Raw genomic sequence first — 23,584 nt, forward strand, 5'->3', positions numbered from 1 at the left:
GGCAGGTGATGCTATCACTGACAACCAACCCGGAATTTGGTCACATAACTACCTTTGGAGGACACCCGGTATGTGCCGCCGCCGCGTTGGCTAACCTTGAAGTGCTCACAGGTGAACCGGATATTATTGAGCAAGTTGAAACAAAAGGTAAGATGTACGAGGAAGCATTGAGCAACCATAGTTTAGTGAAGGCAATCCGACGCAAGGGGCTCTTAATGAGTGTTGAACTAAATACTGAGTTGCAGAATCAAAAAGTCATGCAGCTATTGTTAGCCAACGGTTTGGTGACCGATCCCTTCTTCTTTATGCCACAAGCTTTTCGCATCGCTCCTCCCCTAACTATTACTATTAGTGAGATAGAATTAACCATTGAATTGATCATTAAGTCATTAGACGAACTTTCATCAGTTTGCTAAAACTATACACTCCTCTGCAATTCGTATCTTTTATTACTTAAATTTGCAACTGGGTTATTCATTTGGTTTCGATGCATCAAATCAAAATTTTTCTTATCACAATCATTTAATCTAAAAACATGATTATGAAAATCTTGACTTTCCTTTTCAGCGCTTTTGTAAGCTTTATCCTGATTACCGGTTGCAAACCAGGTACTGACTCTATAGAAATGAGCGATCCGGCGCGCTATGAAGGGCTGGTGGCAGGTTACACATCGGGCGTTGTGTCATCGGGAACGACGGTTCAGGTATTGTTGGCAAAGCCTATCGAAGGCTTTCAGCCAGGAACGGAATTGCCTTCAGGCGTTTTGTCTTTTAAGCCAGCAATTAAAGGCAAAGCTGTAGTTGAAGATGCGCATTCCATTTTAATCAAACCGGAGATGCCACTTCGACAGGGGCAACAGTATGAAGCCACAATACACCTCAGTAAGCTGTTTGAAGTGCCGGATGAGTTGAAGACGTTCATTTTTAAATTTCAGGTTATTACTCAGGATTTCACGGTATTTAGCGGAAGGATGGTCAGCACCGAATCAGTTGACCAAAGTCTTTACCGTTACGAAGGCAAGATTCTTACTGCAGATGTGATGGGTATTGAGGAAGTATCGAAGCTAATCAGGGCAAACTCGCCTCAGCACAATTTCGAGGTGAAAGTAAGCGCTGAAGGATTGAACACTTTCGTTTATTTGATTGAAGGTATTCCACGCATGGAATTGGGTTACGAAATGGAGATTTCATGGGATGGTAAGCCGTTGAATATTGAAAAGCAGGGAAGTTTTATAATAGAAGTTCCTTCCGTTAATGAGTTCGAACTGTTAAGCTTTGAAGTAAATCAAGCTGATCAATCGGTAGTGCTTACTTTCTCGGATCCGTTGGATAACAATCAACAAATCAGTGGTTTGATCAGAATTGAAAATTTTGATGATGTTCGCCTTTCACGAAGCGGCGCTATGGTTACCCTTTTTCCAAATCAACGTTTGCAGGGAGAGCAGCGCATAATTATTGACGGATCAGTCAGAAGCCGGGAAGGGATTGCAATCGGTGAAACCCTTCAGGTGATCATCGCCATGGAAGCCCTTAAGCCACAGGTAGAAATCATTGGAAATGGGAACATTGTGCCCGACTCGAAGGGGCTGATTTTGCCGTTCAGGGCAGTGAGCCTCAATGCTTTGGATGTAACGGTTTACAAAATATTTGCTGACAATGTGCGGCAGTTTTTCCAAACCAATCAGATCAGCACCGGCTACAGCCTTAATTATGTGGGAAGGCCTGTTTTTATGAAAACCGTTCGATTTGATCAAAATACCGATAATGACCTTTCGCAGTGGAACGCTTTCTCGGTGGATTTAACAGAGATGGTGCGCAAAGACCCGATGGCCATTTACCAGGTTAAATTTTCGTTTAAAAAAGATTATGCAAGATACGATTGTCTAGGTGCAGATGAATCCGAGGACGTTGAGCAAATAGAGCTGAGCGAGGCTGAGCAGGATTTCTGGGATGGAAACTCTTCCTGGTATAACGACTGGCCTGCAAACTGGAACTGGAGGGAGCGGGACAATCCCTGCAATGAATCTTATTATACGTATGAGCGATTCCCAACAAGAAACATCATCGCCAGTAACCTCGGAATTTTGGCCAAATCAGCCGATAACCGGAACTATTGGGTAATGGTTACCGACCTTTTGACTACTGCTCCCGTCGGCGAAGCAAAGGTTGAATTTTTCAACTTCCAGCAGCAAAAGTTGGGAGAAGTTACTACTTCATCAACAGGAATGGCTGACATTATGCTTGATAACGCTCCTTACCTGATTTCGGCAACACAGGGAAATCAAAAGTCATGGTTACGGGTTGACAACGGATCGTCGCTCTCGCTCAGCAATTTCGATGTATCGGGAAACGAAGTACAAAAAGGGATCAAGGGGTTTATTTATGGAGAGCGCGGGGTCTGGAGACCGGGCGATACACTGTTTTTAACCTTTGTGATGGACGACATCGGCAAGAAATTGCCTTCCAACCATCCTGTTCTTTTCGAGCTTTTTGATGCACGTGGAAACATGGTGCACAAACAGGTGAAAACAGAAGGGGTTGATAACTTTTATACCTTCATTACACCAACAAAATCAGAAGCCCCTACTGGTAATTGGAAGGTTAAGGTGAGTGTGGGCGGAGCTATTTTTGAGCGCCGGTTGAAGGTGGAAAATGTAAAGCCTAACCGATTGAAAATGGACCTTAATTTCAACAAGGAGGTTCTTTTTGCGGGCGATAATTCCCAGCAGGGGCAGCTCAGGTCGGACTGGCTTCACGGCGCACCGGCCGCAGGTTTGAAAGCCGAGGTGAACCTTAAATTATTTCAGAGCAATTACCAGTTTAAGGGCTACGAGAAATTTACCTTCGGCGACCCTACCAAAAGTTATTACCCGACTGAGAATATCATTTTTTCCGGACAGTTGAATGCAAAAGGAACAGCTGACATTCCGCTCACACTGGAAACCAACACCTGGGCGCCCGGGATGCTGAATGCCGTGTTCACAACCCGTGTTTTTGAGAAGGGCGGGGATTTCAGTACCGATGTATTCACTATGCCATTTGCCCCTTTCAGGAATTTTACAGGCTTGCACATACAGGGTGTGAAGGAGAGACGAACCCTGCTTGAAACAGACACAGACCAGGTGATTGAGGTTGCCACGCTGGATTATACCGGGAATTTGGTTTCGCTGAATAACCTCGAAATGACTGTTTACAAACTTTCGTGGCGCTGGTGGTGGGGCGCCGACAGCGACAACTTAGCCGGTTGGGTGAGCGGACAGGGCTCGGAGGTGGTCAAACGGCAGAATTTTAATACGGTGAACGGCAAAGCCAAACTTACTTTCAGGGTGGATTATCCCGACTGGGGAAATTACTTTGTCAAAATCTACGATCCGGCTGGAAAGCACTCGTCCGGGATGATCGTGTACTTTGACTGGCCTTCTTCCTACAGCCGCCAAGGAAGACAAAATCCATCGGCTGCAACTATGCTTTCATTTTCGGTAGATAAAGAAAAATATGCGCCGGGAGAAAAAGCTCAGGTAACATTCCCTTCATCAGCCGGCGCCAGGGCAATGCTGACCATTGAAACGGGAACCGGAATACTAAGTAACCAATGGGTAGATTGCCATTCAGGTGAAACTACTGTTGATCTTGATGTCACCGGCGAAATGGCGCCCAATGTTTATGTTTACATCACCATGATCCAACCGTATGCTCAAACAGCCAACGACCTGCCAATCCGGATGTATGGAGTTATCCCTGTCATGGTTGAAGATCCCGAAACCGTCCTCCTGCCCCAGATCAAAACACCCGAAAGCATAAGGCCTGAAAGTGAATATACCATTAAAATTTCTGAGAAGCAAAGCCGTGCAATGACCTATACCATTGCCATTGTTGATGAAGGGTTGTTGGGATTAACCCGCTTTAAAACCCCTGATCCATGGCAGAGTTTTTATGCGCGCGAAGCCCTTGGAGTAAAAACCTGGGATCTGTATGATGATGTGCTTGGCGCTTATGGAGGGCAGTTACAGAAAATCCTTGCCATTGGTGGCGATGATGCCCTGGCCAATTTGGACGATCAGAAAGCCAACCGCTTCAAGCCTGTGGTCACCTTTGCAGGGCCATTTACCTTGAAAGCCGGTCAGGAAGCAGTGCACAAATTCAACATGTCAAACTACATCGGAGAAGTGAGAGTGATGGTGATTGCCGGGAAAGATGGCGCTTGGGGAACTGCAGATAAGTCAATTCCGGTAAAACAACCCTTGATGCTTCTGCCAACACTTCCGCGCGTGCTCAGCCCACAGGAGGAGGTTAGCCTGCCGGTCAGCGTGTTTGCAATGGATAAGAGCATCAAAGAGGTTTCGGTGAAAGTGAAGACAGAAGGCCCAATCCAATTATCCGGAACAGAACAACAGCAACTTACTTTTGATGATGCAGGCGAAAAAATGGTATATTTTAAAATGAAAGCTTCTGACCGGAAAGGGATGGCTAAAATATTCACTGAAGCCCGGTCAGGTAATGAAACTGCGTCAGCATCCATCGAAATTGAGGTCGTGCATCCCAACCCCTATATTTCTAAAGTTGAAAACTACGCGATGGCTCTGGGGGAACAAAAGTTGATCAACATGAAGTTTCACGGAATTGAAGGAACCAATTCAGGGAAAATCTCCATTTCCGGCCTTCCCTCATTTGACCTCGAAAAAAACATTCATTTTCTCATCCATTACCCATATGGCTGTCTCGAGCAAACGATTTCATCGGCACTTCCGCAACTTTTCCTTGAAGATGTAATGATACTGACTGAAGAACAGAAAAAGCAGACCGACCGTAACATAAGGGCTGCCATAAAAAAATTGCAGTCTTACCGCATGGGTAACGGGCGGTTTTCTTACTGGCCGGGTATGAATTATATATCTGACTGGAGCTCGGTTTATGCTGGTCATTTCATGGTATTGGCCGGCCAAAAGGGGTACATCGTTTCTAATAACCTCGCCAACGAATGGATGGACCATCAGTCAAAATTAGCCCTGCAGTTCGATCCAAACTCTGCAACACTGAATTTTTATTCGAACACCCTTACACAGGCTTATAGACTCTATGTTTTGGCATTAGCCGGAAGGCCTGCTTTTAGTGCGATGAACCGGTTAAGGGAGTTACCGTTGTTAACCAGGGAGGCCGGTTGGCGCCTTGCAGCTGCTTACGCCATGGCCGGAAGACCTGAGGTGGCTGAAATGCTCATCGGGCAAGCAGAGAAAACTAATCCTGCAGTTTATAGTGGTTACGACGAAACTTTTGGATCATCACTGCGCGATCAGGCCATGATCCTCGAAACCATGGTGCTGATTAACGACAAACAGCGTGCATTTTCATTGATCAACCGAATGGCATCGCAATACAAATCCAATTCTATGACCACTCAAACGGCTGCTTTCTGCATCTACAGCATCTCCCGTTATGCGAAAATGACGGGCGCCGACAACATGCTATCATTCAGTTACACGCTCGACGGCAAAACGGAAAACATCGTTTCTGAACAGCCTGTTTTTATCATTGATTTGGGAAAAATTACACAAACTGAAAAAGCGTTCACCTTTAAGAATACAGCGAACGGTGATCTGTTTGTGACCACCACAGCCATTGGTCAGCCATCTTATGGTGCTGAGGAAACAACAGCCGAAAACCTTAAGATGACCATCAGTTATTTAACCATCGACGGTAAACCGCTCAATATAGACCAAATAAAGCAGGGGACCGATTTAGTCGCTGAGATCAGGATCACTAACCCCGGCTTATCAGGCGATTATAAAAACATGGCGTTGAGTTTTACTACTCCTTCAGGTTGGGAGATTTTAAACAAAAGAGTGCAGGATATACAGTCAGTAAAAAGTGAAAGTCCATACATCTACCGTGATATCCGTGATGATCGTGTAGACACATTTTTCGACCTTGGTGTAAATCAGACGGCCACCTTCCGCATTGAGATGAATGCCGCGTATGCAGGAAAATTCTATCATCCGGCTGCGAGTTGCCAGGCAATGTATGATCCTTCTGTTTATGCTGTCGAAAAAGGAAGATGGGTCGAGGTTCTTCGATGATCCAATCAGAAGGATAGTCAGGTAATTAGCATTTGCCAGGCTTGAAAAGAAAGATCAGATTCTAATTTAATTAAAACAGGCTTTTTTGATGTGGCGTAAATTCTTAAAACTGATCAATGATGAACTTGGCTGGAAGCCAGGACGCTCGCTGATAGCGGTTGTCATGTTTTTATCGCTGGTGCTGGCAGTCAGGCAATTTTTGCCACCTTACCGGTTTAATCAGCCAATGAGCACAGTGGTGCTGGATTGCAACGGGCAACTGCTGGGTGCGCAGATCGCTGCTGATGGACAATGGCGTTTTCCGGCTTCGGATGATGTTCCTGAAAAGTTTAAAACCTGCCTGTTACAATTTGAGGATCAGTATTTCTACCGTCATCCGGGGTTTAACCCGCTGGCATTGGCAAGGGCCGCTTTTCAGAATGTGATGGCCGGTAAAATTGTGAGTGGCGGCTCTACCATTACCATGCAGGTGATCAGGCTCTCGCGAAAAGGAAAATCGAGAAATGTCAGGCAAAAAGTGATTGAAATATTTCTGTCTGTTTATTCAGAAGTGAGATTCACTAAAGAGCGAAATCTCAGGCAATATGCATCATCAGCGCCATTTGGTGGTAATATCGTTGGACTGGAAGCTGCAGCATGGCGCTATTTTGGCAGAAGCCCCGAAAACCTCTCGTGGGCTGAGGCGGCTTGCCTTGCAGTGTTGCCCAATGCTCCGGCTCTTATCCATCCCGGCAGAAACCGTGACGCCCTCGTGCAGAAGCGAAATAATTTGCTGGGAAAGTTGTTGAGAAAAGGCATCATCGACCAGATAACCTACGAACTTGCCATCGAAGAAGCCATACCTGAAAAGCCGCAGCCTTTACCCGCCGGTGCAATGCATCTTGTGAGCAGGATGAATCTGAATGAAGCAGGACAACAAATTACTACCACCATTGATTTGGACTTGCAGACCAAAGTAAGCCAGGTAGTTGACCGACACCACCACATGTTAGCTGGGAACCGGATTTTCAACGCAGCTGTATTGGTGCTAAAAGTGACGAGCGGTGAGGTGGTGGCTTATGTTGGAAATACAAAACCAACTTTTCCGGGCGACCACGCCAACCAGGTGGACATCATTCAGCGCCCCCGCAGCAGTGGCAGCCTGCTAAAACCCTTCCTTTTCGCCGCAATGCTAAGTGAGGGGGAGGTATTGCCCACTGCGCTGGTGGCAGATATTCCAACAACAATCAGCAGCTTTACACCAAAAAATTTTGAAGTTACCTATGATGGCGCTGTTCCAGCCCGCGAAGCGTTGATCCGTTCGTTGAATATCCCGGCAGTCCGGATGTTGAGTAGTTATGGTCAGTCAAGATTCTGGGGTGTTTTGCAGGAAGCCGGTTTTTCCACCATCGATCGCCCAGCCGAACATTATGGACTTTCGTTGATTCTTGGTGGCGCCGAAGTTACCTTGTGGGATGCCTGCGCTGCTTACCAGGCAATGGCAAAAAAACTATTGGAATTTGATGGTCAACATCATCTTCAGCGCAACCCTATCACCAGTCCGATTTTGGTTAAAGATGAAATTTCGCCGGTGGTCATTGATCTCAAAACCCTCGATGAAGCAGCGATTTTCCTTACTCTGGATGCCATGAAGTCAGTCCGCCGTCCCGATGCGGAGGCAGGCTGGGAATCGTTCCTGAATTCCCATTCCATTGCCTGGAAAACGGGAACCAGTTTTGGTTTCAGGGATGCCTGGGCAGTAGGTGTTACTCCGGATTATGTGATTGGCGTGTGGGTGGGTAATGCCGATGGTGAAGGCCGCCCCGGATTGATCGGTGTGTTCACTGCTGCACCTCTAATGTTTGACGTGTTCAGCTTATTGCCAAATTCAGGGAAATGGTTCAATCCACCTTACGACAAGATGGAACATATTTCAGTCTGCAGGCAAAGCGGGATGCGCCCTTCACCGCATTGTGACGAAACAGACAGCATTTGGGTAAATCAGGCTGGTTTAAACACAACACCCTGCCCCTACCACAAACCCATTCACCTTGATGATGAAGAAAAATACCGCGTGACAGCAGACTGCTATCCGCCTGGAAAGATCGTCACCCGCTCATGGTTTGAGCTACCTCCGGCAATGGCTTGGTACTATAAATCGAAGAATCCGTTTTATCGAAGCTTACCAGCCTGGCTGCCGGGTTGCCAGCCGGCGGATGAAAACCCAATGCAACTGGTCTGGCCCGACAAGCCTTCCAAAATCCTCGTTCCCCGTGAATTGGATGGTAAGATGGGCGAAGTCATTTTTGAGATGGTCCACTCCCAACCCACAGCTGAGATCTTCTGGTATCTCAACAACGAATTTCTTGGTACTACCCGCAACATCCACAAAAAAGGAATCCAACCCCCGCCAGGCCATCATCAACTGGTATTGATGGATGAAAATGGAAATATTTTTACTCAAGCCTTTGAGATAGTGAGCCGATAAAGTATCGCTGCCGATTACACTTTCAAAATAGTCCAATTTCGTCTTTGCCTAAATGACTTATTTTCAAGTATCATTGGCATTATCCATTTTGAAATTAGAAAATGGATTTGGATCATTTTGCGATTACAATTGATATACATTTCCGGAAAACAAAAACAGGTGCTATTTCCTCAAGAATTAACACCTGCTTTCAATTGGTGGTTTGGCTAAGCGGCTACTCCGCAAATTTTGCAATTTTACCGATCTGCAACTGGTTAAGATAATCGGTAACTGTTTTTTCGTCAGCGATACCTGTAGTGTTGAAGGTGAATAATGTGCTCCCAATCGGGATTTGCGCATTATAGCTCACAACGCCTTCGGTGTCTTTGCTTTTGGTGAGCATCCCGCGGTAGTTGTCCACCTTAATTCGTTTTTGGTTAGGATCGGTAACCATGATGGCGGGAAGCGACATGAAAGCATTGATACTGGTAATTAACGGGGAATCGCTCATGATTTCAATGGATGCGTTGGATTTCTCGCTTGCATACCTGCGATTGATAAACAACCCGGCAAACAGCGCGGTAGTTCCTGTTACATTGTCGTCGGTATCCAATTTGGTCATATCGCCAAGCTGTGTGGGAAGCATTTCAAGTACTTCGCGGCCAATGGCCTGGTTGATGAATTGCAGGGCTTCCTGCAGGGCAAAACGCGCGTTTTCAAGGTTACCCGATTTGTATTCAGATTGTGCTTCGCTGAGTTTTTCGTTTACATCCTGTGCCTGAAGGTTTAATCCGAGTGCTAATATGCATATGATGGTGAATATCTTTTTCATGTCTATTGTTCTCCCAATTCTTTTTTGATTTTATCAATATCGATTTTTTCAGCAGCGCTGATGATATCCGCTTCATTGTCGAAGTTGATGCCTTCGACAGCCAGAAGCGATGTCTGGCCAAAAGGAACAGTCAGTTTGTATCCTGAATATTCGTCGTACTCAAGAAGGCCGCGGTATTCATTTACTTTCACTGTTTTATGATTCTGGTCGGTTGAGGAAGTACCATAAGCACCGCCGGCCACGAGGTACATGTTGGCAGCGGCAAGCAGACCGGAGTCATTGCCAATCATTATTTTGAGTTCTTTGTCTTTGTGGCGGTAATAACGTTCAATGACCAGTCCGACAAAACCAATTCCTGAACTGGTAACAAGGTCTTCTTCAGCAATCATTGGAAGGTCGTTGATGGTCTCGGGCAGCCCTTTGAGAATCTTATCGCCGATTTCCAGTTCGATACCGAGGATGGCTTGTCGCACCGCAAAGCGGGAGTCGGTAAAGTTTTTCCCGTCGTAAGCAGTCTCCGCATCCTTAATATTGGCTATCACATCAGGCGCGGTGTTGGTAAGCCCTTCGCCGCGCGTGTTGGAAGGCCGGTTTTCGCCTGAGCGGCTGCCGCTTTTTTCGCTTTGCGCAGATTCAGGGGTTTCCACTGCTTTTTCAGTTTGAAAGACTTTGTCCACCGCTTTGTCCACTGCGGCGTCCTCAACTTTGTTCTTGAACTTTCTGATTACACCTTGCGCCTGTAATGGTTGGATCGCCATTCCACCCACAAGAAGTGTGATGCAGAGCATAATTCCAATTTTTCTCATGATGCTTATTTTTATAGGTTGGTTAATTTTTCTGAACGCAAAAGTAATGCTTTATCCCGATATGTTTGGAGGTTAATGGTGCAGAAATAATGTACACTTAAAAGTTTTAAGCATGAACACCTGAATGGAGTCTCATTAGAAGCCCGTGAAATGACTAATAATAATGTGTTTCAACGATCGGCTGCCACAGTTTTCGGTAGTCTTCGGAAGTTGTACCCGGACAAAGTGATGCGAAAATGCAGGTTTCATGATCATCCAGTTCGATGATCTGGCTCAGGGTACATGGTTCTTTTTCACACTGATGATCGTGGCAAAGCGTGGAGTTGTTACAACAACTGCGGCCAAGCGACCAGAAATAATCGTTCATCCGTGTAACCGGGTGCCCTGACAATTTGGCGATTAACTTGAAAGCTTGTATGCAATAGCTTCTGATGGGTTCGTCGGTGGATAGAGGTTTCCGTTCGATCAGTTTACGGCGAAGTGCCTGATCGGTTATTTCCACGCAGCCCGTTCTCATCAGCACCCGTTGCATGTGATAATCCATGATCGGGATAAAATTTTCCGGGTCGTTCATCTGGATTAAATCAGCATCCATTAACAATTTGATGAGAAATGTTGATTTTTTCTGCAGGGGATCACTGAAGGCTTCCATCTTTGGCAGTATTTCATAAAGCCCTTTGCCTTCGTTGATCAGAAAGCCTTTTGATTCGTTGAAAAGATGAACAACCGAACCCTGAAATCCTGATGTTAAAAACCTGCCAGCGTCCAACATCAATTCAGCACGTTCTTCAAGGCGATCAAGCGAGCAGTTTTCAGGTTGCTCATCATGAGTAAACCAGACTTTGAGCTGATTACAGATCTCAGTGATAGAACTGCTTACGATAAAATCCGGATTAAGTAGTGGCGCCTCAACTTTTGCCATTTGTAAAAATACATGCTCGATGAAGTCCCAACCCCAAAGATTGAGACCCGGATGATGTAAAGAATAGGTGTGATGACAAATGGCTACGGCAAAGAAGTGCATCCTGAATTTTATTTCAGGATCAGCATCAAAAGTGAGGTATTCACGCCGGTAAAAATCCTGCCGCGGATTGAGATGACGGATCACTTCCGCAACCTTGTGGCACTGATCAACAGAAAGTTTTACGGATTCTTTCATTTCCTTTGGCATAAAAGAAAAATAAATTGAGAGTCAAAATTGCAATACCTTTTGCTCCGCGAATCTTAGCCTCATTTAATTAGCCCGCTTTCCTGCAGTGCGCTTTCCTGGATCATGATTTTATACCTGTCGAAAATGCTGATTTTAATCCATCCAAGTCGCTCATTATCCATGAAAACACCGATAAAAGCAACGGTTTCCTGAGGGAACGTATCGCAGTCGTTAAAATGTACATTGTATTCGTAAATCGTAGTATCACCTACCACTCCGACAAGCATCGGGTAGGAATGGGAGAAATACTGTGTAAGTGTAACTGTGTCGGAGTTGAAAGCATCGGATTTCCTGATAATCTCTCCTCTTTGAAGGGGTTTTATATTAAAATCCGGAGTAATTGCCAGCACAGTGTCCTTATCCTCTACCCGGTTGCACGTGTAGTTATGGATGAGGTACATCTCCCAGGTATTGGGGTAAAGCCCTTCCTGCACAATGGTATCCCTGTTGAGGAAGAGCGTGTCGGAAGTAAAAACTCCCAGCAATTTTGCTGAAGGATGAAGGCATCTGATCATTGACTTGGGAATCTGACCCATACCCGGCGAACCCCAAATTTCGCTCTGGAATTGTATATCGTCTGTTCCGTTAATGTCCAGATCGAGGTTAAATGTTACCGGATAGTGATAACCTCCTGCCAAAGTAGTATCATAATAATTAACGATCATATTCCTGCATTCACCTGCTGTAATTTCGGGAGCTGAAGACGTGTGCTCCTTTTCGCATGAATAAATGGCAAGCAATACCGTAAAAAGTAAAAATGTCTTTGAAGTTTTCATCAGCTCAGCGATCAGGAAAATTTTAAGCGAATTGAATTCGTAGGTTACTTTGGATAAGCTCCGAAAAATTTATTGAGAAACCGGTGAAATTTATGAATGGAACCGACCGGCTCTGCGAACATCAGGATACATTCTCGCTGAACCAGGTTAAGACCATTTTCCGTGGCATATTCAGCCGCTTCATCACTCTGAGCGCCCTGCTGCAGCCATATATGACGGATTTTTTTAGCATGGGTTTCCTTAACTATGGGTAACACCTTTTCGGGTTGGGTGCAAACAATTACCGCTGTTACCTCTTCAGGCAAGGTGGCTATGTCCCTGTAGCATTTTACCCCCTCAAATTCATGCAACTCCGGGTGTATGGGATAGAGATGATAGTCCTTTTTGTTTAACTCTTTAAAAATCGTATTGCCAAACTTCTGACTTTTTCTTGAAATTCCAACAATCGCAACGTGTTTTTGATACATGAAGGACTTAACTGACTCAAGATTTGATTTCTGGTTTTTTTGTGCCATATTCAGTTCTCAATTTTTTATGCAAACATAGAATTCTTTTCTGAAACGGTAACATACTCCTTCAAATCGTGGAAAATGGTTATTTTTACACCGTTTTTTAACAAAAATATTTTTTGAAATGAAGGTTGTTCAACGAGTTGAAGATGCCATCAATGCATCCAACATCAAAAAGGGAAGTATCATTTACACAGCAGGAAATGCAGCTACCCCGCAGGTTTTGCTGAGGCAGATTGCTTCGGACCCTGAAATCACCGACGCCCAGATGCTGAGTGTTTTACTGTTGGGAAATGTTGGCCATCTTTTTAGCCCTGAAACCTGTGAAAGGATCACCCACAGGGTGATATTTAACGGCCCGCATTCACGGGAAGCAATGAACACAGGGAAAGCGACCTATCAACTCATGCACCTGTCGGACATTCCCAGACAGATGAGGGAATATGTGAAGCCCAATGTGGTTTTTCTCTCAGTTGCCGGCCCCGACAATGGTGGAAATTTCAGCTATGGAACAACAGTAGAAGGGTGCAAAGGCGCCATTGATTCTGTAAAAGACAACGGCGGATTGGTGATCGTTGAGCGCAACGCCAAAATGCCCTTTATTATGGGCACAACAATTCATAAGTCTGAAATTGACTATCTCATCGATACCGACTATCACCTCCCTGTCAGCCCTGTGCACGAACCCGAAGAGCGTGCAAGGAGAATAGCAACAATCATTGCGGAGCTATACATCACCAATGGCTGCACGCTGCAATACGGGATAGGAGAAGTTCCCGAAGCCGTTACCGATGCAATCATTGATAAAGGGGTAAAAGATATCGGCATCCATTCCGAGTTGTTTGCTGATGCCATGAGAAGGCTTATTGAGCATGGCGTGGTTACCAACCGGTATTTACCTTTCAATTTCTCCACTGCAAGTATTTTTTTGGCCAACGATAAATTCGGCTACGACTGGATGAACTTCAACAGTTCGATCCAAAGCCGACCCTGTGATTTTACCAACTCCATCCCTGTCATTGCAAGCCTCCCAAAAATGATTGCCATCAACAGTGCCATTGGTGTTGACCTGCATAGTAATGTTTGGGCTGATTCGTTGAATGCAACGAAGATATACAGCGGCCTTGGCGGTCAGGCTGACTTTTTAAGGGGTTCGTACCTTTCAAGGGGGGGAGTTCCCATTATTGCCATGAAATCTACCACTTCAAACGGTGAGTCTAAAATTATGCTTAAATGCCCGGAAGGGATTACTACTTCAGCGATTTCTGCCGACCCGGTGACAATTGTGACCGAATACGGCGCCTTTAACCCGCGCGGCCTCAACATTGCCGAACACGCCGTTGGAATAGCCCACCTGGCCGAACCACGGTATCGCGAAAAACTCCTTAAGTATATCTATGAAAGTAAAGAATATCATAAACCCCCGGAAGCACTCCGCGACCGAACCCCAAGAGGATTTACACCTTATGAAGCCATAAAATCAACCAACTTCTTCTGATTGTAATTGAACACATCAACAAATATTATTAATTAACCAAATGAACTGGAAATGAAAAATTTAACTTTTTTAATCGTGCTAACAGCTTTCGCTATGATGCAATTTTCATGTACAAACCCCTCCCCTGTCTTAAATGATGAGGACCAGCGTGCAGGAATTATACCCCAGGGGGTTGATTTTGAACCACTTCCCGGCATCGATATGCAGGAAAAGTTGAACGAATTTGCTGAGTTTGAACTCACCTCAGACCTGAGTCACCTTACAGCCAGCGAACGTGAAATCCTGCCCTTGCTTTTTGAAGCCGCTCAGATTATGGAAGACCTTTACTGGAAACAAGCCATCGGGAACAGGGATGATTTTCTGAGCCGGATTAAAGATGAAAATGCCCGCAAATTTGCAAAAATTCATTACGGACCATGGGACCGGATGGGCAACAACGAAACCTACCTGACGAACATCGGACCGAAACCGGACGGCGCCAATTTCTACCCGGAAGATATGACAAAGGAAGAGTTTGAAAGCCTGGATCATCCCTTCAAATCAAGTCAGTATACCCTTATTCGCCGCGACAACGACGGCAACCTGAAAGTAATCTGGTATCATGAGGCATATGAGGCTTACATTAAAAAAGCTGCAGAGTTATTGCAAAAAGCTGCAGGTATTTCGACCAATGAAGGATTGAAAAACTACCTGAACCTGCGCGCAGAAGCACTGCTCACCGACGATTACCAGGCGAGCGATATGGCCTGGATGGATATGAAAGATTCCAATGTGGATTTTGTTGTCGGGCCAATCGAAAATTATGAAGATCAACTTTTTGGCTACAAGGCAGCTTATGAGTCCTTTATTCTGATCAAAGACGCGGAATGGAGCGACCGCCTGCAAAGATTTGCCGCCATGTTGCCTGAGCTGCAAACTGAAATACCAACGAACGAAAAATATAAAACAGAGATCCCAGGCTCCGATTCTGACCTCAATGCTTACGATGCCATTTACTACGCCGGCGACTGCAACGCAGGGAGCAAAACCATCGCCATCAACCTGCCCAACGACCCGGAAGTACATGTAGCAAAGGGTACACGGAAGTTACAACTGAAAAATTCGATGAAAGCCAAATTTGACAAAATCCTTGTTCCCATCGCTGAAAAGCTGATTGATCCCGCTCAGCAAAAACACGTCACCTTTGACGCTTTCTTTGCCAATACCATGTTCCACGAAGTTGCCCACGGAATGGGGGTTAAAAATACCGTCACAGGCAAAGGGCCGGCCAGGGAAGCATTGAAAGAAACCTATTCTTCCATCGAAGAAGGCAAGGCCGACATCATGGGATTGTGGCTGGTAACCAAACTGCGTGAAAAAGGTGAGATCACCGATGGTGAACTGATGGACAATTTCGTTACCTTTTTCGCCGGCGTATTCCGCTCCAGCCGCTTTGGCACGGCCAGCGCCCATGGAAAAGCAAACATGATGCGATTCAACTTCTTCGAAGATTTTGGCGCTTACACACGTAGCGACGAAGGCTATTACACCATCAACCTCGAAAAAATGATAGAAGCCATGAATGTTTTGGTTGACAAGATTATGACCATTCAGGGCGACGGCGATTACGACGCTGCCAAAGCCTGGATTGACGCCGACGGCAATCTGCGGGAAAGCCTCAGCATTGACCTTGCCCGTCTCAACGATGGCGGTATCCCGGTTGACATCTATTTTAAACAAGGTCCCGAAATGGTCGGACTCAAATAAGAACTACTATTATCTGACTTTTTAGAAGCCCTCCAATTCGCTGTCAGGTTGGAGGGTTTTGTTTGAATATAAGCCAGGAAGCTTGAGCTATAGCTGATATCATCTGTCAGTAAAACTTCTTATGGTATCAATCGCTTGCCCATCCAAAGTAATCAGTCGGGATGCAAGGTTAGTGGTTAAGCAGGAATGAACAGGCAGAATTCCGACAAATTGACCGGGATAGAATCTGGAAATGTTTTCGCGGGTGGTTTTGATGATGCCGTGTTCCTGCGAAAGTGATTTAATAAAGGTGTGCCCAACCGGTTCCGACCAGCCCTTTTCGTTCAGCCACACCACCTCGCCGAATGTGGGGTTGCCATTTTCATCAGGGATAAATTCCTTTGAGAGATGTATGGCGCCGCCATAGATCACCACTTCCAGCCTTTCCGGGTGAATTGCCACCACAGGGCAGGCCAGGGCGACGGCAATCTGATTGTACCTGCATGAACCCAGTTTCTGTTGCATCAGGTCGTAAAAGACAAAATTGCCGGGACGTATTTCATCAACACCATCAAGGTTTTCTGTGAGCGACAATGCTGGTGTATCGCCAACGGAAAGCATTGGAACGATTCCTTTTTCGAGCAAAAAGGTTTTGAGCGTTCGCAGTTTTACCAAACTTTGATTATGAATGTTCAAAATGGCTGCCGGATTGGCGTGTTGATAAGTATTTCCGTTATGAACAATCAATCCTTTGAAAGTCAATTTGTTTTTACTGTTGATGATTTGTACCAGCCGGAGTACTTCTTCCTGTTTCTCCACTTCGATTCCCGTCCGGTGATAACCTGCATCAATTTTAACGAAAATATTCACCGGATGCCCGACCCACTTCGCCAGTGCTTCAACTGCTTCCGGATTTTCGACAAGCACATTCAGAGTGATCCTGCCTGCCAAATCATTGATTTCATCCATCTCAGCCAGGTTAAGCGGAAAAGCAATGGTAATGTCATTCCAACCGTTTTTGGCAAAATATTCGGCCATCGTTACCGAAGAAACTGTAATCCTGGTTACTCCGAAATCCCTGAACCAACTTCCGATCTCAGCCGACTGATGGGTTTTAAAATGTGGTCTGAAAACAACCTGATGCCTGGCAGCCTTTTCGGCCATAAAACTTATGTTGGCTAGGCATTTGTTATGGTCAAGTAGCAAAGTAGGGCGTTTTAGCTGCATCAGCATGTGTTATTATGAAAGGTTAATGATTGAATGAATTGAGATTGACGCATTAAAGCTTTCGGTTTTTTCCCGAAATCACATTGTCCACAAATTCCTGCATGTTTTCGTAGTGTGATCCTTCCCAGTAAATCTTTCCGCACGTCTGGCATTGATAAAAATGACTAAAAAAAGCTTTCGTATTCTCTCTGAGCTGATGTTCAATATCGCTCTTTGCCACTTCATCGATCAATCCGTTGCAGACAATACACCGGTAAAAAGGGCGCAACTCATTCTGAAGATCAAATCTCCTGATCACCTCCCAAAGCTGCTTTTTCGAGTCTTGTGACCTAACCCAATAACCGTGTGTGACCTGGCCGTTCTTTAAAATACCGATATCACGGGTAAGGATAATTCGGTTTTCAGTGATGGAAATCTTCACAATTTCATCATCATCCAGGTCATTGCGGTAATAAGTATCAAAACCCAGCATCCGCAAATATTTGCAAAGTTTCCCAAGGTGTACATCAAGGACGAATCTGGTTTCGCGCAGAGGGTTGGCTCTCAGTTTCGAAATTTCGCGGACGTCAATACTTTCGAAAACCGGGTAAACCGAAATAAAATCGCCATTTTGCAAGGTATAACTGAAATCCTGCGATTCACCATTAACCAGAATAAGGTCAACCTCGGCGTGAGGGATGCCCAACGATTCAATGGCGTCTTTGACCGTTTGGTTGTATTTAAAGCTGTAGCTGAAACTTTTTTTCCTTTTGTTTTTGGGTAAAAAGTCGTTCAACTCCTCATAAAACCTGAACTCTGCTTTTCTCTCAGGCACCATTAAACACAATTTTGGCTCAAAATTATCAAAATTATCCGACAACCTGATGGTGATCAACATGTAATTGAAAACACTAAATTTGCCCTGTATAATTTAAAAATGAAAACGATGCTCACTGATTCTACCCAACTGCTGATCGTAATGATCACTTATTTATCATTGCTTATCCTCTGGGGTATCTACCAGGGGAGAAAGGTAAAATCTACAAGCGATTATGCCATTGCCGGCCGAAACCTCCCTGGTTGGGTTGCTGCGCTTTCGGAACGTGCAACCGGTGAGTCTTCGTGGGCACTTTTAGGGTTGCCAGGTGCAGCTTATGCTACCGGGCTGCTTGAAATTTGGACTGCACTGGGGTGTGTAGCTGGCATTATCACAGCCTGGGCGCTCCTGGCCTGGCGCTTGCGCGATGAAGCAGAGCAATTCGATGTGGAAACTTTCACTGAGTACCTTGCTAAAAAACACAGCGAATCCGGGAAATGGATCAGGATTATAGGGAGTTTTACTATCGTTTTCTTCTTTTTCTTTTATATCGGTGCACAATTTCTTGGTGGAGGGAAGACCCTTCACGCCATGTTTGGACTCAATCCTGCAGCCGGAATGCTGCTTACAGCCCTGATCATCGTTCCCTACACCATTTATGGAGGCTTCAGAAGCGTGGTTTATACCGATGTCATTCAGGCCATTATCATGATCACTACACTGATTATCGGACCTGTTGCAGGGTTGATCTATCTCTCCAATCACCCTGAACTTTATGCACAATCTGTGGAAATTGCACTCCAAAAAGCCGGTCCGCAATACGGCTCTTTGTCGGGATCGTTCAACGGCTTCATGGCAGGAGTTGTTATTGTCGGAGGTTTCTCGTGGTTTTTCGGCTATCTGGGAGGGCAGCCTCAATTAACTATGCGGTTCATGGCGATTAAGAGTAAAAAGCAGGCCGTACGCGCACGCAATATCGGCATTGCCTGGACAGTGATTGCTTATATCGGCGCATTATTGATTGGATGGATCGGATTGGCGATGTTTGGACCGGAAGGTCTTACTGACCAGGAATATGTTATGCCCGCGGTGATTCTAAAGGTATTTCCACCGGCGATAGCCGCAATTCTCATTACAGGCGCCATTGCAGCCATGATATCAACAGCGGACTCGTTGTTGATCTTATCTGCAACTGAATTATCCGAAAACCTGATTAAACCCTGGTTGAAAACTGACAAATCCCACACCGGTGCTTTGCTTCAATCACGATTCATTACAGCTTTACTTGCTATCATTGCACTTTTTTTGGCTTACCTGTCGCCGGCCAACCTGATTTTCACCCTTGTCAGTTATGTGTGGGCAGGAATTGGAGGGACTTTCTCCGTTGTGGTTTTACTAACACTTTTCTGGAAAAAATTTCATGGTCGTGCAGTCATTATTACCATCATTTCAGGAATGCTTTTTACCATTATTTGGATAAGCACCGGGATGGACAAGATCGTTACAGCCCGTTTACTGACATTCTTGGTTGCTTTATTTATCGGAGTCGTTACCTCATATACAATAAAACCCAAATTACACAATAAAAGCGTGTAAACAATTGACAATGAGATTAAAACATTATCTCAGATAAAATTGACCACTTTCCAATTACTACTGCAAAAGTGTTGATTTCATGTTCTAAAAAGCAAAATGCCTGACCATCAGGTGACCAGGCATGTGCTGCTGAGTAAAATTTATCTATGCTTTAATATACTCAAACTGGTTGGATTCGGGGTTCTTTTCCCTGCTCAATATGCCGTCTTTAGCCAGCTTGGCGAGTGTTCCCGAAAGATCGGTACTTTTATATTCAAATTTAAAAAATTCCACACAATGATTCACAATATCACCGATTGTTCGCTTGGTGTTGAAATAGTCGGTATCCACTAACTGCCTGAGTATTGCACTTGGACCTGGTCTCTCTGTTGAGCGTCTTTTTGGTTCCTTAACTTTCTTCTCTTTAGGCTGCTTGGGCGCTTTTTCAGCCTTGGGTGGCTTTTGTTCTTTTGAAGTTTTTGGTTGTTTTGGTTCTTTGTCTTTCGGGAATTTTGGAGGGCGTCCCGGACGTTTACGCTTTTCTTGCGGTTCAGCAACAGGTATAACTGCCACTTTTTCTATTTGTTTTTCCTTTTCTGAATCTCCAAAAAGAAGATCGATAAGCTTCAATTGCACATTTTCAGAGTTGAATTTGTTTAGTGCCTCAGCCAGTTCAATTAACTGACCTTTAACCTTATCAAAGTTTTTGATCATAGTTTAAAATGTTTTTGTTAGTAAATAGAATAAAAACAGATCCTTTAAAATCTCAATTTCACAAAGCAACTGAAAAAGAGCGCAAATATATTTATATTTTCTTATAGAAACGTTTTGATGCTTTTTTTTTGAATAATTATTGTAACTTTTAAAACCTTCGTTCGTTTAAGTAATTGTACAAAATGAATAAGCTTATTTGATGACTGTACCTGAATATAATCGTTGTGTAGATTCCTTTTCCGACGGTGTTTACAGGTTTATCCTGAAAAATACCTGTGATGATGAGGCATCGAAAGATATTGTACAGGAGTCCTTTTTCCGTTTATGGGAAAAGCATGAAAGTATAGATTTCGAAAAAGCAAAATCTTATTTGTTTACTACAGCATATCACTTTATGATTGATGAGATCAGGAAAAATAAGCACAAGGCAGCATTTTCAAATGGTTTACACAGCCGGAGTGCAGAAGATTACCAGTTTTCTGATCTCAGCAGAGTACTTGAAGATGCTGTTGGAAAACTCCCGGAGATACAACGGACTGTGGTGATGTTGCGTGATTATGAAGGATATTCCTATAAGGAAATTGGTAACATTACCGGGCTGAGTGAGCCGCAGGTGAAAGTTTATATTTACAGGGCGCGTATGACTTTGAAGCAATACATCGGAAGTATGGACGTGGTGATTTAATGAAATAAATGATGAAAATCAACAGAGACAATTATGGTGCTTTTTTCCTCGACTACTGGGAATCTAATCTTGATGACCAGGAGAAGAAAAACCTTGCATTGTTTCTCAAAAATAACCCCGATCTTCAGGATGAATTTTTTGATTTTAAGCATGCGACCACTTCAAAACTCATTCATGATGACTTGTTAGTTTATCCAAACAAAAAAAATCTCAGGAAAATTGAAGTTCAGGCTGTTGGCAGGATAAATCAAAATAACTGGGAGCATTTTGTCATTGCCAGTCTCGAAAATGATCTTTCACCTTCAGAATCTCAACTGTTTACGATGTTTGTTGAAAATAACCCTCAGGTAGTGAATGAAATAAAGCTATTTAAAAGGACTTACCTTAAAAGTGATCCAACAATTATTTTTGACAAAAAGAAAAGCCTGAAGCATAAGATCATACTTTTATGGTGGTACAAACCTATAGTCCAATGGGGAACTTCGATTGCAGCATTATTGCTCATTGCATTCAGCCTTTTTTGGAACACAAGCAACCAAAATTTCAACAGAAATGATCAAACTGTTCCTGTTGTAAAATTGGAGCAACCCGGATTAATTGAAACTGAAATTTCACCGCCTGACAATCAACTTTCTGAGCCTCTCCCGGTTTCTTCTGAATTGCCAGAGGTGAATACAAATTTGGAAAGTCCATCCGGTTCAGGCGAACCCAAACAGTTGGCTCCAGAAATTTCAACTACTAAAGCCACAAATGTTGAGAAAAATAACTCTGACCTTACTGCAATGACGCGAAGAACATTTAGTTCCGAAATGCTTGTTCAGCGTGAATATGAATCCATCATTGAGAAAAGAGATGATATTTCTTCAATATTCACTTACATGTTGTTCCGGGATGGCCAGACAAAGGAAACAGAAGCTGAAAACAGCACTGCCGGCCGTATGATCGCCAGGATGACCAACAGTGTATCCGGGAAGAAACAAAAGCCCATCGAAAATGTGTTCAACCCAATGCTTAGCTCGGTAACCGAAAAAGGAAAAGACCTGCTTACCATAGCATCTGAAGCGCTACCAATTTATCAAACCACAGAAGGAGACGGAAGAAAAGAGACCTTTTTCGCATTAAGTGAAAATTTCAATATTCGCCTTAGCAGAAACAAAGCGGCAATAGAGTAAAATTTAACAAAGGTAAAAACAGATCAACACCGGGGAAGGAGATACGTACAAAAGGCTTTTAATAAGTCGGTGGGTTCACATCATCTTCATCGAAGTAAAGATTGACATTGAGTACAATCTTGGATTCGTTCAGATCAGAAACCAGCAATGAATTTCTTTTTTCCTGTTTGAGAGATACATGATAGAAGGCTTCCAGCACATTATCAGATCCAACATTTTTCAGGTTAACCAATTTCATTTTCCGGCAATGTTTTTTTAATATCCGTTCGATCTGCAATTCGTTATCCTCATTGCTGAAATAAGACAGTTGCAGGAGAAATTCGCGCTTTTTAGTCTGGCCAAAATTGGTTATTGAGAGCAGGATGATGGCCAAACTAATGAGCAGGGTTGCTGAAATGGCTACAGAGTAGAGCCCAACTCCTGCAGCCATACCCACACCTAATGCAAAGAAAATAAACACAATATCCTGGACATCCCTTACAGCGGTTCGAAACCGGATGATGGACATTGCTCCCACAAGGCCAAAAGCACGTGCAAGGTTATTACCAATGACCAGGATCACGACAGAGGTAATCATCGATAGAATAACCAGCGAATTGACAAAGGTAACCGAGTAGCTTGGCCCTTTATACACAAATCGGTAAACAAGTGAAATGATCACTCCACAAAGAAATGAAACCAACAAGTTTCCAATGACCGTGTAAATGGTTACCGGGAAAAGATCAAAATTTTGAAAATCTTCAAACATCGCGCTTGTAGTATTTATTTTTAAAAATCCTTGAGTGAGAATAAATCGAAGGCAACTTCTGAGGTTTCACGAAATTGTGGGTTTTTATCGAGATAACGTACTTGGAAGCCGATTGGCGTTTTAGTCCTAAAGTACCAATGATAGACTTCATCCAGGCAGGGTAATGATCGTTGAATTTCACCTCGAGGATAAATTTATCCTTGAGCGAGCGGCGCACCCGTTCTTCATTGTACAACTCATCAATCGACGGAAAAGCAACACTGCGAAGGTTTTTATCGAAAGTTACCCTGATTCCTTCATCATGTAATCCGATAAACGCTTCCCTTTCGTAAATAACAGTAATGATAGGCCTCAGATGATCTGAATGGAAATGATAAAAAAAACGCTTGAGGTTATCCTCTGCCAAAGGATATTTTGTTTTATCGGGTAAATAATCGTTAACACTGCCACCATTAAACATACTTAGCGCCTTTTCGTATTCTGCCGGAGCCCTGTTTTTCATAATCGGATCTTCATACTTGCGCTTGATCTCAAAAAAAACTTTGACATTGTCTTCGCCCGGCAGGTTGTAACCCCTCAACCTGAATTTCTTCCTGTGTTTGATCCCTTCCAACTTTTCAAAATAGCAGTTGTATTCCGGAGTGTCGAAGTAAATGCTTCGCACAGTATACTGATGATCCGGCATTTTTTCGGCAAATTTGTCATACTTCATAAAAGGTGAAATCATGCTTCTCAGCATGTCCATCTTACTGTTTGGCACAAAATATTTAAATTCGTATCGCAGTGGCATAA

The 23,584-nt window shown here is 44.1% G+C and carries 18 protein-coding genes; 8 read left to right on the forward strand and 10 right to left on the reverse strand.

The genetic code is table 11. The features are described from left to right. The 3 genes from IH598_13045 to pbpC all read left to right on the forward strand — a co-directional run. A partial coding sequence (locus tag IH598_13045) for an aminotransferase class III-fold pyridoxal phosphate-dependent enzyme (protein MBE0639436.1) occupies nt 1-416 on the forward strand: 416 nt, incomplete at its 5' end. 125 nt (nt 417-541) lie between these two features. Then, nucleotides 542-6,073, forward strand: coding sequence for a hypothetical protein (locus tag IH598_13050; protein MBE0639437.1), 5,532 nt, complete (start codon nt 542-544; stop codon nt 6,071-6,073). An 88-nt stretch (nt 6,074-6,161) separates the two neighbouring features. Beyond that, complete coding sequence (gene pbpC / locus IH598_13055; GenBank protein MBE0639438.1) at nt 6,162-8,540, forward strand: penicillin-binding protein 1C; 2,379 nt, start codon at nt 6,162-6,164, stop codon at nt 8,538-8,540. 214 nt (nt 8,541-8,754) lie between these two features. Here the strand turns inward: pbpC and IH598_13060 are convergent, their stop codons facing one another. The 5 genes from IH598_13060 to IH598_13080 form a co-directional block, all read right to left on the reverse strand. Beyond that, the gene (locus IH598_13060) at nt 8,755-9,351 is read right to left on the reverse strand and encodes a hypothetical protein (protein ID MBE0639439.1); all 597 of its coding nucleotides are present in this window, start codon (nt 9,349-9,351) and stop codon (nt 8,755-8,757) included. Between the two features lie 2 nt (nt 9,352-9,353). After that, nucleotides 9,354-10,157, reverse strand: coding sequence for a hypothetical protein (locus IH598_13065; GenBank protein MBE0639440.1), 804 nt, complete (start codon nt 10,155-10,157; stop codon nt 9,354-9,356). A 154-nt stretch (nt 10,158-10,311) separates the two neighbouring features. Further along, nucleotides 10,312-11,316 carry a hypothetical protein gene (locus tag IH598_13070; GenBank protein ID MBE0639441.1) on the reverse strand — a complete coding sequence of 335 codons (1,005 nt, stop codon included), beginning with the start codon at nt 11,314-11,316 and terminating at the stop codon, nt 10,312-10,314. Nucleotides 11,317-11,387: 71 nt separating this feature from the next. Next, nucleotides 11,388-12,143, reverse strand: coding sequence for a hypothetical protein (locus IH598_13075; protein ID MBE0639442.1), 756 nt, complete (start codon nt 12,141-12,143; stop codon nt 11,388-11,390). A gap of 44 nt (nt 12,144-12,187) precedes the next feature. After that, complete coding sequence (locus IH598_13080; protein MBE0639443.1) at nt 12,188-12,658, reverse strand: CoA-binding protein; 471 nt, start codon at nt 12,656-12,658, stop codon at nt 12,188-12,190. 118 nt (nt 12,659-12,776) lie between these two features. On the opposite strand from IH598_13080, the gene IH598_13085 reads away from it, so the two are divergent. Further along, on the forward strand, nt 12,777-14,150 hold the full coding sequence (locus IH598_13085) for an acetyl-CoA hydrolase/transferase family protein (protein ID MBE0639444.1): 1,374 nt from the start codon (nt 12,777-12,779) through the stop codon (nt 14,148-14,150). Between the two features lie 51 nt (nt 14,151-14,201). Further along, nucleotides 14,202-15,896, forward strand: coding sequence for a Zn-dependent hydrolase (locus IH598_13090; protein ID MBE0639445.1), 1,695 nt, complete (start codon nt 14,202-14,204; stop codon nt 15,894-15,896). A gap of 99 nt (nt 15,897-15,995) precedes the next feature. Here the strand turns inward: IH598_13090 and IH598_13095 are convergent, their stop codons facing one another. Both IH598_13095 and IH598_13100 read right to left on the reverse strand, forming a co-directional pair. Continuing rightward, complete coding sequence (locus IH598_13095) at nt 15,996-17,108, reverse strand: alanine racemase (GenBank protein MBE0639446.1); 1,113 nt, start codon at nt 17,106-17,108, stop codon at nt 15,996-15,998. Between the two features lie 46 nt (nt 17,109-17,154). Next, entirely contained in the window at nt 17,155-17,919 is a 765-nt protein-coding gene (locus IH598_13100; GenBank protein MBE0639447.1) for a Mut7-C ubiquitin/RNAse domain-containing protein, read from the reverse strand. Nucleotides 17,920-18,027: 108 nt separating this feature from the next. Here IH598_13100 and IH598_13105 point away from each other — a divergent pair, with 108 nt between their 5' ends. Next, nucleotides 18,028-19,494 carry a sodium/proline symporter gene (locus tag IH598_13105; GenBank protein MBE0639448.1) on the forward strand — a complete coding sequence of 489 codons (1,467 nt, stop codon included), beginning with the start codon at nt 18,028-18,030 and terminating at the stop codon, nt 19,492-19,494. A gap of 144 nt (nt 19,495-19,638) precedes the next feature. On the opposite strand, the gene IH598_13110 is transcribed toward IH598_13105, so the two are convergent. Next, entirely contained in the window at nt 19,639-20,187 is a 549-nt protein-coding gene (locus IH598_13110; GenBank protein ID MBE0639449.1) for a hypothetical protein, read from the reverse strand. A 199-nt stretch (nt 20,188-20,386) separates the two neighbouring features. Here IH598_13110 and IH598_13115 point away from each other — a divergent pair, with 199 nt between their 5' ends. After that, nucleotides 20,387-20,872 carry a sigma-70 family RNA polymerase sigma factor gene (locus IH598_13115; protein ID MBE0639450.1) on the forward strand — a complete coding sequence of 162 codons (486 nt, stop codon included), beginning with the start codon at nt 20,387-20,389 and terminating at the stop codon, nt 20,870-20,872. A gap of 11 nt (nt 20,873-20,883) precedes the next feature. After that, entirely contained in the window at nt 20,884-22,044 is a 1,161-nt protein-coding gene (locus tag IH598_13120; GenBank protein MBE0639451.1) for a hypothetical protein, read from the forward strand. A gap of 58 nt (nt 22,045-22,102) precedes the next feature. On the opposite strand, the gene IH598_13125 is transcribed toward IH598_13120, so the two are convergent. Continuing rightward, nucleotides 22,103-22,792: a DUF4956 domain-containing protein gene (locus tag IH598_13125; GenBank protein MBE0639452.1), complete on the reverse strand. Its 690-nt coding sequence runs from the start codon at nt 22,790-22,792 to the stop codon at nt 22,103-22,105. Next, complete coding sequence (locus IH598_13130) at nt 22,785-23,582, reverse strand: polyphosphate polymerase domain-containing protein (GenBank protein ID MBE0639453.1); 798 nt, start codon at nt 23,580-23,582, stop codon at nt 22,785-22,787. Before IH598_13130 ends, IH598_13125 begins: the two co-directional genes overlap by 8 nt. Nucleotides 23,583-23,584 lie beyond the last annotated feature (2 nt).

It is taken from the genome of Bacteroidales bacterium (assembly GCA_014860585.1).
Lineage (GTDB): Bacteria > Bacteroidota > Bacteroidia > Bacteroidales > 4484-276 > RZYY01.

Excerpts from the sequence above, each read along its gene's own strand:
- IH598_13095 (MBE0639446.1), bottom strand. The coding sequence starts at position 17,108 with ATGCTGATGCAGCTAAAACGCCCTACTTTGCTACTTGACCATAACAAA.
- IH598_13085 (MBE0639444.1), top strand. The coding sequence starts at position 12,777 with ATGAAGGTTGTTCAACGAGTTGAAGATGCCATCAATGCATCCAACATC.
- IH598_13110 (MBE0639449.1), bottom strand. The coding sequence starts at position 20,187 with ATGATCAAAAACTTTGATAAGGTTAAAGGTCAGTTAATTGAACTGGCT.
- IH598_13115 (MBE0639450.1), top strand. The coding sequence starts at position 20,387 with ATGACTGTACCTGAATATAATCGTTGTGTAGATTCCTTTTCCGACGGT.
- IH598_13070 (MBE0639441.1), bottom strand. The coding sequence starts at position 11,316 with ATGAAAGAATCCGTAAAACTTTCTGTTGATCAGTGCCACAAGGTTGCG.
- IH598_13075 (MBE0639442.1), bottom strand. The coding sequence starts at position 12,143 with ATGAAAACTTCAAAGACATTTTTACTTTTTACGGTATTGCTTGCCATT.
- IH598_13050 (MBE0639437.1), top strand. The coding sequence starts at position 542 with ATGAAAATCTTGACTTTCCTTTTCAGCGCTTTTGTAAGCTTTATCCTG.
- pbpC (MBE0639438.1), top strand. The coding sequence starts at position 6,162 with ATGTGGCGTAAATTCTTAAAACTGATCAATGATGAACTTGGCTGGAAG.
- IH598_13105 (MBE0639448.1), top strand. The coding sequence starts at position 18,028 with ATGCTCACTGATTCTACCCAACTGCTGATCGTAATGATCACTTATTTA.
- IH598_13080 (MBE0639443.1), bottom strand. The coding sequence starts at position 12,658 with ATGGCACAAAAAAACCAGAAATCAAATCTTGAGTCAGTTAAGTCCTTC.
- IH598_13130 (MBE0639453.1), bottom strand. The coding sequence starts at position 23,582 with ATGCCACTGCGATACGAATTTAAATATTTTGTGCCAAACAGTAAGATG.
- IH598_13100 (MBE0639447.1), bottom strand. The coding sequence starts at position 17,919 with ATGGTGCCTGAGAGAAAAGCAGAGTTCAGGTTTTATGAGGAGTTGAAC.
- IH598_13120 (MBE0639451.1), top strand. The coding sequence starts at position 20,884 with ATGAAAATCAACAGAGACAATTATGGTGCTTTTTTCCTCGACTACTGG.
- IH598_13060 (MBE0639439.1), bottom strand. The coding sequence starts at position 9,351 with ATGAAAAAGATATTCACCATCATATGCATATTAGCACTCGGATTAAAC.
- IH598_13090 (MBE0639445.1), top strand. The coding sequence starts at position 14,202 with ATGAAAAATTTAACTTTTTTAATCGTGCTAACAGCTTTCGCTATGATG.
- IH598_13065 (MBE0639440.1), bottom strand. The coding sequence starts at position 10,157 with ATGAGAAAAATTGGAATTATGCTCTGCATCACACTTCTTGTGGGTGGA.
- IH598_13125 (MBE0639452.1), bottom strand. The coding sequence starts at position 22,792 with ATGTTTGAAGATTTTCAAAATTTTGATCTTTTCCCGGTAACCATTTAC.